Annotated in this window: 13 protein-coding genes; 10 read left to right on the top strand and 3 right to left on the bottom strand. The window is 64.9% G+C overall.

Features of this window, described 5'->3' with window-relative positions; all coding sequences use genetic code 11:
* Nucleotides 1–14 precede the first annotated feature (14 nt).
* Nucleotides 15–1,325, bottom strand: a complete 1,311-nt coding sequence (locus tag ACFXHA_RS31550; protein ID WP_379362608.1) for a class I SAM-dependent methyltransferase — start codon at nt 1,323–1,325, stop codon at nt 15–17.
* Nucleotides 1,326–1,393: 68 nt separating this feature from the next.
* On the opposite strand from ACFXHA_RS31550, the gene ACFXHA_RS31545 reads away from it, so the two are divergent.
* The 3 genes from ACFXHA_RS31545 to ACFXHA_RS31535 all read left to right on the top strand — a co-directional run bounded on the left by ACFXHA_RS31545 (nt 1,394) and on the right by ACFXHA_RS31535 (nt 3,273).
* Nucleotides 1,394–2,014, top strand: a complete 621-nt coding sequence (locus ACFXHA_RS31545) for an alpha/beta fold hydrolase (RefSeq protein WP_379362607.1) — start codon at nt 1,394–1,396, stop codon at nt 2,012–2,014.
* A gap of 79 nt (nt 2,015–2,093) precedes the next feature.
* The gene (locus ACFXHA_RS31540) at nt 2,094–2,642 is read left to right on the top strand and encodes a YceI family protein (RefSeq protein ID WP_379362606.1); all 549 of its coding nucleotides are present in this window, start codon (nt 2,094–2,096) and stop codon (nt 2,640–2,642) included.
* A gap of 112 nt (nt 2,643–2,754) precedes the next feature.
* Complete coding sequence (locus tag ACFXHA_RS31535) at nt 2,755–3,273, top strand: SRPBCC family protein (protein WP_379362605.1); 519 nt, start codon at nt 2,755–2,757, stop codon at nt 3,271–3,273.
* 24 nt (nt 3,274–3,297) lie between these two features.
* Here the strand turns inward: ACFXHA_RS31535 and ACFXHA_RS31530 are convergent, their stop codons facing one another.
* Entirely contained in the window at nt 3,298–3,975 is a 678-nt protein-coding gene (locus ACFXHA_RS31530; RefSeq protein ID WP_379362604.1) for a TetR/AcrR family transcriptional regulator, read from the bottom strand.
* A 206-nt stretch (nt 3,976–4,181) separates the two neighbouring features.
* Here ACFXHA_RS31530 and ACFXHA_RS31525 point away from each other — a divergent pair, with 206 nt between their 5' ends.
* The 7 genes from ACFXHA_RS31525 to ACFXHA_RS31495 all read left to right on the top strand — a co-directional run bounded on the left by ACFXHA_RS31525 (nt 4,182) and on the right by ACFXHA_RS31495 (nt 11,292).
* Nucleotides 4,182–5,513, top strand: a complete 1,332-nt coding sequence (locus ACFXHA_RS31525) for a lipase family protein (protein ID WP_379362603.1) — start codon at nt 4,182–4,184, stop codon at nt 5,511–5,513.
* An 89-nt stretch (nt 5,514–5,602) separates the two neighbouring features.
* The gene (locus ACFXHA_RS31520; protein WP_379362602.1) at nt 5,603–7,063 is read left to right on the top strand and encodes a hypothetical protein; all 1,461 of its coding nucleotides are present in this window, start codon (nt 5,603–5,605) and stop codon (nt 7,061–7,063) included.
* Nucleotides 7,064–7,090: 27 nt separating this feature from the next.
* Nucleotides 7,091–8,188 carry a hypothetical protein gene (locus tag ACFXHA_RS31515; RefSeq protein WP_379362601.1) on the top strand — a complete coding sequence of 366 codons (1,098 nt, stop codon included), beginning with the start codon at nt 7,091–7,093 and terminating at the stop codon, nt 8,186–8,188.
* Between the two features lie 142 nt (nt 8,189–8,330).
* The gene (locus ACFXHA_RS31510; RefSeq protein WP_379362600.1) at nt 8,331–9,143 is read left to right on the top strand and encodes an SAM-dependent methyltransferase; all 813 of its coding nucleotides are present in this window, start codon (nt 8,331–8,333) and stop codon (nt 9,141–9,143) included.
* 74 nt (nt 9,144–9,217) lie between these two features.
* Entirely contained in the window at nt 9,218–9,703 is a 486-nt protein-coding gene (locus tag ACFXHA_RS31505; protein ID WP_379362599.1) for a hypothetical protein, read from the top strand.
* Nucleotides 9,704–9,718: 15 nt separating this feature from the next.
* A complete protein-coding gene (locus ACFXHA_RS31500) occupies nt 9,719–10,456 on the top strand; it encodes an ABC transporter ATP-binding protein (protein ID WP_379362598.1) in 738 nt (245 codons plus the stop codon).
* Nucleotides 10,453–11,292: an ABC transporter permease gene (locus tag ACFXHA_RS31495; protein ID WP_379362597.1), complete on the top strand. Its 840-nt coding sequence runs from the start codon at nt 10,453–10,455 to the stop codon at nt 11,290–11,292. The genes ACFXHA_RS31500 and ACFXHA_RS31495 overlap by 4 nt, the downstream gene beginning before the upstream one ends.
* On the opposite strand, the gene ACFXHA_RS31490 is transcribed toward ACFXHA_RS31495, so the two are convergent.
* Nucleotides 11,278–12,534 (bottom strand): cytochrome P450, encoded by a 1,257-nt coding sequence (locus ACFXHA_RS31490; RefSeq protein ID WP_379362596.1) that lies wholly within the window; start codon nt 12,532–12,534, stop codon nt 11,278–11,280. The two genes, ACFXHA_RS31495 and ACFXHA_RS31490, sit on opposite strands and share 15 nt — an antisense overlap.
* Nucleotides 12,535–13,093: the final 559 nt, after the last annotated feature.

Raw genomic sequence — 13,093 nt, 5'->3', positions numbered from 1 at the left:
CATTCCGGGCCCGCCTAGCGCCAGTCGCGGCGCGTGGCGGGGAGACCCGAGTGGCCTCGGGAATCGGGGACGACGCCGAGGACCTGGTGCAGGCCGAGGCCGCCGTCCTCGAATCCCAGGGCGGAGGCGGCCATGTAGATGCGCCAGACTCGGGCTCGGCCTTCGCCTGCCAGTGAAACCGCCTGCGCCCAGCCGGATTCCAGGTTGGCGACCCACTCGCGCAGGGTGAGCGCGTAATGCTCGCGCAGGGATTCGACGTCGCGGACCTCGAATCCGGCTCGCTCCATTGCCAATACGACCTCGCCGACGTCGAGGAGTTCGCCGTCGGGAAAGACGTAGCGGCCGATGAAGGATCGCGGCCGGATCGTCGAACCACCGATCGAGGAGATGGCGTGGTTGAGCAGGCGGCCTTCGGGGCGGAGCAGGGCGCGCAGCGTGTCGAAATACTCTGCGGCGCGGTTGGCTCCGACATGTTCGAACATGCCGATCGAGGAGATGGCGTCGAACTGTTCGCCGCGCAGGTCGCGGTAGTCGGTCTGGCGGATCTCGACATTGTCGGCGAGTCCGGCCTCGACGACGCGCTTGCGGGCCAGTTCGGCCTGGGCATTGCTGATCGTGACGCCCACGACCTGCGCGCCGTACACCGAGGCCGCATGCATGGCCATCGACCCCCAGCCGCATCCGACATCCAGCAGCCGCATGCCGGGGCGGTCGCCGAGCCCGAGCTTGCGGCAGATCAGATCATGTTTGGCGTGCTGGGCGTCCTCGAGAGAGACGGTGGGGCCCGCGGCGGCTCGGCCGTCGTCGTCCGAGGCGGCGAACCGCGCGCACGAGTAGGTCATGCTCGGCCCGAGCACGAGGCGGTAGAAGTCGTTGCCGACGTCGTAGTGATGACTGATCGCCGCGGCATCGCGGTTCCGGGTGTGCAGCCGCCCACGCGCGGGCGGCGCTTCCTCCGGCGGCGGCTTCGGGCGATGGGTGAGCGCACCCAACTGCCGCGCCGCACCGGCCGCCTGCCAAGCCCCGGCGACACCGAGGCGGGCGTTGCCGGGCACCGCGTCTTGCAGAGCGCGCAGGATCCCGAAGATATCGCCGTCGAGATCCACGGCACCCGAGACGAAGGCGCGCCCCAGCCCGAGTTCCCCTGGGGCCCAGACCATATGGCTCAACGCATCCTTGGACCGGATTCGCATGGTGCCGGGCGGATCGCCGTCCGGCTGTACCGCGCTGCCATCCCAGAACTCGAATCGTATTGGCGGTTGCGCTCCGAACGCGAGACGCAGCAGTGGTGTGAAAGCGTCCGCAACCGTTGCACTTTTGCCCATGCGACCACTATCGCCCGAAATGCACTGCGGGGCGGGGATGTTGTCGGTGGGCCTTGGTATCAAAGGGTATGAGCACCTTCATGCTGATCCCGGGAGCCGGCTGCGATGCTGGCTACTGGCGGCAGGTGGCGGACGAACTGCGCGGCCTCGGCCACGAGGCCGTGCCGGTGCAGTTGCCGAGCGAGGACGACACCGCAGGACTAAGCGAATATGCCGACGTGGTGGTAGCGGCCATTGGCGCGCGTCGAGATGTAGTCCTGGTGGCGCACTCGTTCGGCGGATTCACCGCACCGCTGGTGTGCGATCGGGCGCCGGTCGAGCGAATGGTGTTGGTCTCCGCGATGATCCCGGCCGCCGGTGAGGCCCCGGGCGACTGGTGGGCCAACACCGGACACCGAACCTCCGGCGACGACGACGTGTTCTACAACCAGCTCACCCCCGAACAGTGCAGCGAGGCAGCGCAATACGAGCGTGGCCAATCCGCTACCCCGATGGGTCTACCGTGGCCATTGACTTCCTGGCCCGACGTTCCCACCCGGTTCATCCTGCTTCGCGACGACCTCTTCTTCCCCGCCGACTTCATGCGCACCCTCGTGCACGACCGACTGGGCATCGCGCCGATAGAAATGGGCGGTGGCCACATGGCCATGATGTCCAGGCCCGCCGAACTGGCTCGCCTCCTGGTCTGAACGAAGTCAGGCGGGAATAGCCGAGCGCACCGCCCTGTTCATATGGTTGCCACGTCCACCAAAATCAAGGGAGCAGCTCATGACCAGCACCACCGCCACCGCACTGACCGCCGGCACCTGGGTGATCGATGCCGCGCACTCCACGCTCGGTTTCTCCGTACGCCACATGATGGTGAGCAAGGTCCGCGGCCGCTTCACCGACTTCTCCGGCAAGCTCGTCATCGGCGAAGACGGTTCCGCCGCCGCCGAGGCCGAGATCCGCGTCGACTCGGTGACCACCGACAACCCGCAGCGCGACGCCCACCTGCGCACCGCCGACTTCTTCAGCGCCGAGAACTTCCCGCTCGCCACCTTCAAATCCACCGGATTCCGCGTCAAGGGCGACGATTTCGTCGTCGACGGCGAATTCAGCATTGCCGGCGTCACCAAGCCGGTCACCCTGGATGTCGAATTCCTGGGCGTCAACCCGGGTATGGGCCAGGGCCCGGTCGCCGGCTTCGAGGCCACCACCGTCATCAACCGCCGCGACTTCGGCATCACCATCGACATGCCCCTCGCCGACGGCGGCGCCGTCATCGGCGACAAGATCACCCTGACCCTCGGCATCGAGGTCCTCCAGCAGGGCTGAACGTTCCCCCTGTGATGCGGGACACGGGATCGGTCAGCCATTGCTACGGGCGCGTAATATTCGCTGAACCGCGGTCGTAAATGCTCTCCCATCATTCGAAGGGGTGTAAGTCATGGCGAAAACGGAACCTGTGACCCTGGAATTCGCCGAGTCGGCGCCGTACCAGGTCAACTGCACGGTCGAGGTCGCGACGTCGGCCGCGAACCTCTTCGAGGTGTTGAAGGACAACCGCGGCGGCGAGAAGTGGCTCGGCTGGATTGTCACCAAGGTCGTGCCGACTTCGGACCCCGAACACGGCGTCGGCGCCACTCGTAAAGTCGTCTGGCTCTACGGATTAGGTGGATTGACCGAAACCTTCATCGGCTGGGAAGAGCCGACCCTGTGGTCCTTCACCGCGAATACCGTTCGGCCGGGGGTCTTCTCGAAATTCATGGAGCGCGTAACCGTCGAACCCGTCAGCGCCACGAGTTGCCGGGTCCACTACCGAGCCGGCATCGACTTCTCATCGTGGGCGCGGCCCTTCTCGGGTTTCATCACCGGCTATCTCGGCAAGGCCATCCGACCCGCGCTGGAGGATATGGGCGCCATCGCGGTCGCCAATACCGCAGCCGCGGGCCACATCACCTCGTGAGAACTGCGATGCGACTGCCCGAGTTCAGTCGGCGGGTTTCGGCTGTCGTTCGATTTCGACGGTGTAGGCGAGCACCACGTGCACGAAGAGTTTGGCGCGGCGTTGCCGGAGCTTCTCCTCGTCGGGATCCATCAGGCACTGGATCGCGGTGCCGTCTTCGACCGCCGCCAGCGCCTGACCGAGCTCGTCGCGGTCGACGACACGTCGTCCGGCATGGGCCAGCAGGGTCTCGATCGCAGGCATGAGGGCGGTCAGGTTCTCCTGCTCCTGGGCGACCACGATCCGCCGCAGTTCCGGATCCCGCTGCGCGTGTGCGTTGAACTCGGAGTTGATGCGAAACCACTTCTCGTCCAAGGGAACCGCGCGCAGCGCATGGTCCACCGCCGCGCGCAGATCGCGGATCTTGGTGTCGGGCTCGGCTTCGAGGACCGCGTTGATATCGGTCAGGAGCTGCTGCGAGCGCTGCTCCCACAGGATCAGGAACAGTTCGTTCATCGACGAGAACTGCGAGTAGAACGCGCCACGGGTGTAACCGGCCCGCTCGCAGATCATCTCCGGTTTGGTGCGGCCGAAACCCTCCTCGGCGAAAACCTCGTACGCCGCCGCGAGCATGCGCTGCCGGGTTTCGGCTCGCCGCTTGGTCACCCGTGGTGGCGGGGCGGGCGCAAGGGTTGCGGCCGGATCGGCGGCGCTCGTACTCACACGGAGTTCCTTCTGTCGAACTGTCGAAACTCGATCTGATTCGGAATCGTATCGAACAGGGTTGCGGTGAGGCACGTCACTCCAACTGTCTGGGTCAAAGTGCGAGTACAGAACTGAATCCGATGCAATAGTGCATTCGATTCAAGTTTGCGGCCGGGACCGACCGAACCCGACCGCGCACGTACACAGTGGTGAGGGTGGACATCATGCAGTTGTTCGACATCGGACGTCGTTGCGCGGCAACGACAATGGCGGTCGTGGCGGGTATCGCCGTCGCGACGCAGATCGTGGCGGCCCCGACGGCGGGCGCGTCTCCGGCAGCGGACCCGTTCTACGGCTACGACGCGGCGGCACTGGCCGACATCGCGCCGGGGGCGGTCCTGAAGACCCGGGTGGTCGACTTTCATCTCGCGGGAATTCCCTTGCCGATCAAGGTGACTCAGTTGCTCTACCGCACCACGACGGCGCTCGGTGCCCCCGCGGCCACGGTCACTTCGGTGATGAAGCCGCTCGTTCCCACCGCCCAGACCCGGCTGGTGTCCTATCAGTCCGCCTACGACAGCCTCAGTCCCAACTGTGAACCGTCGTACAACGTGGCTGGAGGCTTCCTCGACGATCCGCTCGGCTCGGGGTTCACCGGCGAATCGGGCGGCGTCATCGCCCTGCTCACTCAGGGGTACACCGTCCTCACCTCCGACTTCGAAGGTCAGCGTCCCGATTTCGGGGTCGGCCCGCAGGCCGGAATGGGTGTGCTCGACGGTATTCGTGCCGCACTGAACTCACCCGAGGTCGGGCTGCCCTCCGACGTTCCGGTCGGGATGCTGGGCTACTCCGGTGGCGGGATCGGCACCGAATGGGCAAGTGAAATGGCTCCCGACTATGCGCCGGACGTCAACGCGCATCTTGTCGGTGCCGCGGCGGGTGGGCTGCCGGTCGACCCGATCCACAACCTGAAATATGCCTCGGGCTCACTGTTCTGGTCGACGGTCATACCCATGGCCGTGGTCGGCGCTTCCCGGGCCTACGGCATCGACATGACGCCGTACCTCAGCGACTACGGAAAACGCATCACCGACACCATCCAGGACGGTTGCATCGACAAGGCACTCCTCAACGGCGGGCCACTGCTCACCTGGCAGCAGCTGGTCAAGCCCGAATACGCACGGCCGGAATCGATTCCGGCGTTCGTCCACGCCGTGAACAAGCTGATCATGGGCACCGGCGGTACCCCGACGGCTCCGCTCTACATCGCACAGGGGACGCTCGGTGAGCTGGAAGGCACGCTGACGAAACCGGACATCGGTCCCGGCGACGGCATCATGGTGGCCGCCGATTCCGCGGGATTGGCCCAGGAATACTGCGACCGTGGCGTCACCGTGCAGTACGAGCAGTATCCGGTCAGCCACGGCATCACCGGCGCCGTGTGGGCCCTGAAGACCCTGGGCTGGATGGCAGATCGATTCAACGGCGTTCCCGCGCCGCAGAACTGCGGCTCCCTGCCCCCGGGCACGCAGCCGCAACCGATCCCCGAATCCTGACGGTCCCGCTTCCGCGAGAAGCTGAATGCGTTGGGGTGGGCCGTGATCGAATGCGGGAATGTCCGTTTTGCCCGATAAGCTCGCGGCTCGTGAGAGTCTTCATCGTAGCTTGGCTCGCTTATGCCACGGCTTTGCTGGCCAGCAGCCGGGACCTGTTCACCAGGATCGTGGTCGAGGAGGGGGACATGGCGTCCGTTTCGATTCAGGTGCTGGCGGCGAAGGATTTCGAGCTGCTGGTCGGCAACTACTCTCGGGTGGGGTTTCATCATCCGGGGCCTGCGTTCATTTATGTGCAGGCCCTGGGTGAATGGCTCTGCTACGACGTATTGCATGTGGTGCCGTCACCCTGGAACGGACAGGCGATCGCGATTCTGCTGCTCAATGCCGCGCTGCTGGCGCTGGTATCGAGCATCGTCCACGACTGGTATCCGTCATCGACGCTCATCATCGGGCTCGGTGGGACGACTCTGCTCTTCCTCACCGCGTATCGCGACTTGATCAGCGGAATCTGGTTCCCCTACGTGTATTTCGCGCCATTCCTGCTACTGCTGGTCGCAATTTCCTCGGTGGTCGCGGGCCGTACTCGGCACCTCTGGATGGTCGCGCTCGCGGGCGGTCTGCTCATTCACGGGCATGCGGAGTTCTTGTTCTTCGTGCCGTTGCTGGGCGGTGCGGCGCTGTATCTCATTCGACGGCGCAAACTGGCTGTCGCCAAGCGTGATTGGTGGCTTTTCGGCGGCATCGCCGCCATCTTCGCCTCGACGATCCTGCTCGACGGGATCCTGCACTTCCCCGGGGAACTCGTGAAATATGTCGGCTACGGCGGCGGCCACGCCATGCACGCGCCCTGGACGGCGTTGTCCTACACGGTGCAATTCTGGGGCCCGAACCGCGTGCTCGGCTGCGTTATCCTCATCGCCCTTTTCGCCCTCGTCAGCCTGTTGGCGCGCGGCGACGAATTCCTGCGTACCGGCCTGGCGTTCTGCGCGGCGACCGTGCCGCTCATATGTGTCTACGCGATGATCGGCATCGACCAGATCGACGAGTCCTACATCGGCTACTTCTCGTACGCCGTGCCGCTGTTCATGTTCATGCTTCTCCTGACCGGTGTCACCCGGCGGATCAGCCAGTCACGAACCGTGCAATGGAGATATGCCGCCATCAGTCTGCTGATCGTCGGCATCGCGGTGAGTGGACTGACGCAATCGCTGGCCAACCGCCGCCACGAAATGACCGGCATCCCCGCCACTTTGGACGCGATGGCACAGGTGGCCGGACCCCGGCCGATCGTCCTGCAACGCCGCCCGCACGACGCCTGGGCCGAGGTGGTCCCCCTCGTCCTGACGGGCGCCCGCACCGGGGTCCGCGTGTGCGCCGCCGACCTGGAACTCCTGGTTACCCCCGCATACGCCTGCACCCCAACCGAATTGGCGACCGGAGCCCATTTCACGGTGGCACGAAAGGACGCCGGTGAACCGCCCGGCCGGATCATCGGCGAGGTGGCCCGCGAGCGCGGCGAACACCAGAGTTGGGCGACAACGCCGAGCTGACCGATCCGGATATGCGAGACTGGCGCTGTGCAGCCCCAGCGTAAGGTCCATTTCGTGGGCAGCCTGCCCGCACAGTTGGACAGTCCGGAGCAGGCGATGGCGTTCGCTGTCGACACGGCCGGTGAATTCCTGGATGGCATGGTTCCGGGCGGTGAAGCGGATCCCTATCGCGCGCAGTGGTACGTCAGACCCATCATCGATCGGCTCGGCGGCATCCCGGCGTTGGCGCCGGTGCGCAGCGGTGACTGGTCGACGCTGCGTTCCCGGGACACCTTTCGGCTGCGGGCAGGTCGATCGCTGACCGAAGCCGATGTCGACGCCGCGCTCGGCTATGCGGCGGAGGCCGAGCGCGCCGGGAAGGCGTTGGCCGAACTGCGCCGAACCGATCCCGGACTTCGCTTGCAGGTAGGCATACCGACACCCTTCGTCATCGGTTTCATCGCCTTCGAGGCGCGCATGCTCAGGTGGCGTCGGGGCTTCCCCTACTACCGCCCGATCGTCGACGCCACGGTCCGGGAGATCGTCCGGATCCATGAGGCGTTGGGGGACAACGTCGTATTCCAGCTCGAACTGGCGGCCGAGACGCTCCTCTGCGCGGCCACACCCCCGGGGCTGCGGCAGGGTCTGGCCACGGCGGCCGGTCGAGCCATCGGACGCCTCGTCACCCGGGCCCCCTACGGTGCCCGTTTCGGGGTGCACCTGTGTTACGGGAGCCTCGACGACAAGCCTGCCGTGACACCGAGGTCGACGGCCGGGGTGGTCGCGCTGGCCAACGCGATAGCGCGATACTGGCCGGCGGGGAGGCAGCTCGATTTCGTCCACATGCCCATCGGCGACGGCAAGCAAGCGCCGGTTCGGCCGCGGTACTACGCGCCGCTGGCGCGCCTCGAATTGCCTGTCGACACGCGGCTTATCGCCGGACTTGCGCATCCGGCGCAACCGCTCGCGCAGGCACGACAGGCGCTGGCGACGGCGGAGTCGGCTTACGGCCGCCGACTGGACGTGGCATCCCCTTGCGGTCTGGGCCGTTATGCGACCGTCGACCGGGCTCGGTCGGCGGTCGCGTGCGCCGTCGCCCTGGCTGAAACAGATCCGAGTCCGATCCGCGAGGGTAGCCGGGAGTAGCCGCTGTCGCCCGGTCCTCGAGTGTTGGATCGTGTTGTGCCGAACCGTGGTTCGCCCATGGCGCGTCGTGCGCCATGTCCGGGCGACGACAGAATTCCGGAGTCGCGTACACCCGGGGTGGCGTTCGGTTACGGTTACACCTGTGGTCGAGGAAGCCGAGGGGCCTGCGTCGGAGCGCGAACGGATACCGCACTCGCTCGACCCTGGTGAGCTGAATTCCGCCCGGGTATACGACTACCTGTTGGGCGGAAAGGACAATTACGAGACCGACCGGGCGATGGCCGGTCGGATGCTCTCTCAGGTACCCGAACTGAAGACCTTGGTCTGGTTCGCTCGGGGTTTCGTGCTCAAAGCGGTCGAGATGGCCGCTGATGCGGGTATCCGGCAGTTCCTCGATCTCGGCTCGGGCATCCCGGTCACGCCGGCCGTGCACGAGGTGGCGCAGAAGCTCGAGCCGTCGGCGCGCGTGGTGTATGTCGACTACGACCCGGTCGTCGTCGCCCACAGCAACGCGCTGCTGGCCGGACCGCCCGGAGTCGCCGCCCTGCTGGGCGACATTCGTTCTCCCAGCGATATTTTCGAGCAGCTCGAGGACAATGGGCTGATCGACTTCGACGAACCGGTCGCCGTCTTGTTCTCCGGCGTACTGCATTACGTGATGGACCACGAACACCCCGCCGATATCGTCGCGGCCTTCCGTGATCGGATGGCACCGGGCAGCTACCTGGTCATCAGCCATGGCTCCCTCGATTCATCCCCGGAGATATTGCGGGTGCTCACCGGCACCGCCGACTCTCCGGCCCAGGTCGCCTTTCGAACCACGCCGCAGACCGAGGCCTTCCTATCCGGTTTCGAGTTGTTCGAACCCGGTGTGGTGCCGGTACAACAGTGGCTCCGCCCCGACTTGCCGGACACTCGGATGGTCATGCTCGGTGCCATCGGCCGCAAACCCTGAGGAAGCAGCCGTGAGCACGAGTACTCTTGAATGCGCCAAATTTGCGCTGTCCCAGTTGATCAGAGGATGAAGAGATGAAGTCCTTCAACGTTGTCGCTGGTGTCGTGTCGTCGATCATGACGGTCGCCGTGGTCGCGACCGGCGCCTCGGTTGTCAATGCTCCTGCCGCCTCCGCCGCTCCCGGCGATTTCCTCATCACCAAAGACGTTCCCACGCTTGATGATCTGCACGACCAGGTGGTGTTCCTGATCGAAACGCCCGGCGTCTCGGATCAGGCCAAGGCGGCCAATATGGAAGGCGGTATGGGGGCGGTCGCGGTCGCGGACGCCCTCTACAACACCGGCCTGTTCCGGGCTCCGTACGGGTCGAATGAGATCACCGGTCCCGAAACCCAGGACGGCATCGTGCACACCGCAATGTTGCGCACCAGGTCGGTCGGCCGACCGGATATCACTGCGCGCGTGGTCTGGAAGCGGATCGATGGTGTCTGGAAACTCTCCAACAGCTCGGTGTGCGAGGGCATTCAGGCCGTGGGTCTGTCGATGTCCTGTGATTTCTGACCGGCTCCGGACACCGTGATCGATATTCGTGACCTCACCCTGAGCTACCCGGGCGTGACCGTCCTCGATGTCCCCGAACTGACCGTGGCGGACGGGGCGCTCACCTACCTGATCGGTCTCAACGGCACCGGCAAAACCACACTGCTGCGGTGTATCTGCGGCCTCATCGCCCCTGCCGTCGGGACCGTCCGGGTCGACGACACCGTGGTTCGAGCCCATCACACCACGCCGGCGACACTCGGAATGCATCTCGACTACCGAGCTTTCGACCCACGCCACACCGCACGCCGGCATCTACGCTGGATCGCTCGGGCACGCGGTTTACCCACCGGCCGGGTCGGCGAGGTCCTCGAGATCGTCGACCTCGTCCGGGTCGCCGATCGCCGACTCGGGCACTATTCGCTCGGCATGCTGCAACGCGTCGGCATCGCCGCCGCACTGCTCTGCGAGCCTCGGACCCTGCTGCTCGACGAACCGCTCAACGGCCTCGACATCGCGGGTATCCGCTGGATACGCGAACTGCTGCGCGAGCTCGCCGATGCCGGGACCTGTGTGCTGGTCGCCTCGCACCTGCTCGATGAGGTCGAACGCAATGCCGACCACATCGTCATCCTCGGAAACGGGCGTGTGCTGGCCGATCAGCCTTTCACTCACCTCATGAGCACGCTCGAGCCGGGCGAGACCGGCCTCGAAGACGCCTATGTGCGAATTGCCGGACTGCCTGACCGTCTCGCGTCCGGCACGGCCCGATGAACAGTCCCGGTCCGGCCACCCTCATCCGCCGCGGCGTCGCCGCCGAATGGGCTCGCACCACCGGTCGTAGTTTCCTGTGGGCCTTCGCTGTCCCGCTCACCTTCGTGCTACCGCTGGCGGTCACCTTCGGAATCGCCGCTGTCGCAGAACGACTCGCCACTCTCCCCGGGCAGCGTTTCGTAACCCCGGTCTCGACCACCAACTCCGTGTACTGGGTGATGACCTTCTCCGTATCGGTCATGATGGTCACCGCCGCCTACGCTCACGGAACCCAACGGCGCGGTCAGACAAGCGATCTCAATACCTTCCTGTTCCCCAGGAGCTGGACGGTCGCATTGGCTCGGTGGATCTACTACGGCGTCATCGCGGCGATATCGACGGTCGTGCTGCTGGTCGTCGTCATGGTCACACTGCCGCACCAGTTCCCCGAACTGTATGGGGCAGTGGATATCACCGACTCCGCTGGCATCCGGTTCCTCTGGACCGTCCCGATCTACGCTTTCGCCGCGTGCGGAGTCGGCATCGCGGTCGGGTCGCTGATTCGCACTCCGTCCGCCGCCGTCGCCGTTCTCCTGTTCTGGGTTTACGTGGCCGAGAGTTCCATGAATCTGCTGCCCCACGGATTCACCCTGCAGGCGTATGCCCCGTTCCTCAACGCCGTGGCCGCGACAGGTCAGCAGGTCGCGTTTCGCCCCCGCTTCGGCCGCACCGGATCGCTGCTCTACTTCATCCTCGTCGCGGTCACCCTCTTCGTCACCGCCGCCGTCCTGCCCATCCTCATTCGCCGGATGTCCGGACTGCGCAGGACGGCACTCACCAAATCAGACCAAAGCTGAGACCGGGCGAACCTCGAGCGGCAGCCGCCGCAACCCGGGGATCGGACCCATGGCCCGCGGCAGCGGCTTGGTCGCGACCGGCTGGAACTCCCACTTCGACAGCAGGCTGTGGAGAGTCGTCTGCATGACCGGCCACGCGAAATTTCGACCGATACACATCTGATTGCCCATGCTGAACGGAACGAAGCTCCGGCATTTCGACCCGGATTTCGACGGCGACCACCGATCGGGGTCGAAGGTGTGCGGCTCGGCGAAAATCTGCGGGTTGCGGTGCACCGCCGCAATGCTGTAGCCGATATCGGTTCCAGCGGGAAATTTGAAACCATCGAGTTCGACCGTGGTGACGCTGCGCCTGGTCTGCAGTAGCGGCGAATGGATCCGCGTCACCTCGTTCAGGAAACAGTTCAGGTAGTCGAGCTCGTCGAGGCTTCCGGGGCTGAATTCTTCCGCGTCCAATATTTCCTGCCGCAGTTTCGAAGCAACCTCCGGACGCTGGGACAACTCGTACAAAGCCCAGGTCAGCGAGGCGGTCAAGGCGTCGATCCCACCGAAGAGAATCGTCACGGCCTGCTCTGCCAGGAACTTGTCGCCCCGGTGCTCGACATCCGGCGAGTTCAGCAGGAGATCGATCAGGTCGCTGCGGCGCTCACCGCTGTCGCGGCGCGCGATGATCAGGTCCCGGCAATAGTCTCGCAGTCGCGTTCCCGCCGACAGGAATCTGCGGTTCACCGGCAATGGCAGGCTCGCCAGTCGCTTCGGCAGCACACTGCCCACGATGGCGCCCCCGCCGATATCCCCGATCAGACTCGAGATGAGTTGCAGCTCACCGCTGTCCGGTTCGTGCGAGAACATGGACCCGAGCAGGTCGGTAATCACCATGTCCAGCAGCGCGGAACGGATCTCGACAATCTGGCCCGGTCGCCACGAACTCGCCAACGCATCAGCGTTTCGCTTGACGACCGGCGCGTAGTTCTCCAACTCTGTTCGATGGAACGCCGGTTGCAGCAGTCGACGAAGATCCCTGTGCTCCTGGCCATCCGCGACAATCAGCGATTCCTCGAAAATGAGACGGATGCGATCGAAGAGGAGCCCACGCTCGTAGGTGTCGGAGTTCTCTACCAAGACCCTGTGGAGCAGTTCGAAATCGGTGATGACATAGACAACGCGATTCCCGATATCGACACGTGCGATTTTCCCGGTGCCGGCCAGATCCACCATGAACTGGACCGGATCACGCCACATCTTCCAACCGTGTCCTAGCACCGGTAAACGTCCGGGTCCGCACGGGACGTCACGAAGATCCACTGCAGGCTGCCTTTCCCTCGGCAAGCTCGATGCGCCCGGCTACGAGAAGCGGTCCTCTGACCAGGTCGATCACCACTGAGGCCCTGTCGTCCATCAACACGTTACGTTAGTCGGGATCATGGACCGATCACCATCTTTTGGCCGAAACGCCAACAACCCGAGCCTCATTCGCAGTAGAGGTGATGGCGCAGAACGCTGCAGCTGACGGCGCACCGGGCCGGCGGCGGGAACCGGTCGGGTGCTGCGGCGCCGGCCGAGGCGGCAGAGCTACCTTTGGTGTCATGTCATGGTTCAGGTCGCCGATTATGCCCATTTCCAACCCCTTTCGGGGTGCGCGGTAAGAATGATTGAAAGTATCCGGATCTTGTTCACATCTTCCGCGACAGTTTCTGGATAAATCTACAAATGGTGCCGAGTGAACCGGTTCGCAGGTTCGGATGAATCGTCGTTTTTCGCGCGTACGCCAGCCGAGTTTAGTTGTCGGAACACGCAATAC

It is taken from the genome of Nocardia sp. NPDC059240 (assembly GCF_042753865.1).
GTDB lineage: Bacteria > Actinomycetota > Actinomycetes > Mycobacteriales > Mycobacteriaceae > Nocardia.
Note: the sequence above shows the minus strand (reverse complement) of the source record. Positions and strands in the feature narration are given on the sequence as shown.

Bases quoted from the DNA above. Each gene is read 5' to 3' on its own strand.
- ACFXHA_RS31550 (WP_379362608.1), bottom strand. From the start codon at position 1,325: ATGGGCAAAAGTGCAACGGTTGCGGACGCTTTCACACCACTGCTGCGT.
- ACFXHA_RS31545 (WP_379362607.1), top strand. From the start codon at position 1,394: ATGAGCACCTTCATGCTGATCCCGGGAGCCGGCTGCGATGCTGGCTAC.
- ACFXHA_RS31540 (WP_379362606.1), top strand. From the start codon at position 2,094: ATGACCAGCACCACCGCCACCGCACTGACCGCCGGCACCTGGGTGATC.
- ACFXHA_RS31535 (WP_379362605.1), top strand. From the start codon at position 2,755: ATGGCGAAAACGGAACCTGTGACCCTGGAATTCGCCGAGTCGGCGCCG.
- ACFXHA_RS31525 (WP_379362603.1), top strand. From the start codon at position 4,182: ATGCAGTTGTTCGACATCGGACGTCGTTGCGCGGCAACGACAATGGCG.
- ACFXHA_RS31505 (WP_379362599.1), top strand. From the start codon at position 9,218: ATGAAGTCCTTCAACGTTGTCGCTGGTGTCGTGTCGTCGATCATGACG.
- ACFXHA_RS31495 (WP_379362597.1), top strand. From the start codon at position 10,453: ATGAACAGTCCCGGTCCGGCCACCCTCATCCGCCGCGGCGTCGCCGCC.
- ACFXHA_RS31490 (WP_379362596.1), bottom strand. From the start codon at position 12,534: ATGTGGCGTGATCCGGTCCAGTTCATGGTGGATCTGGCCGGCACCGGG.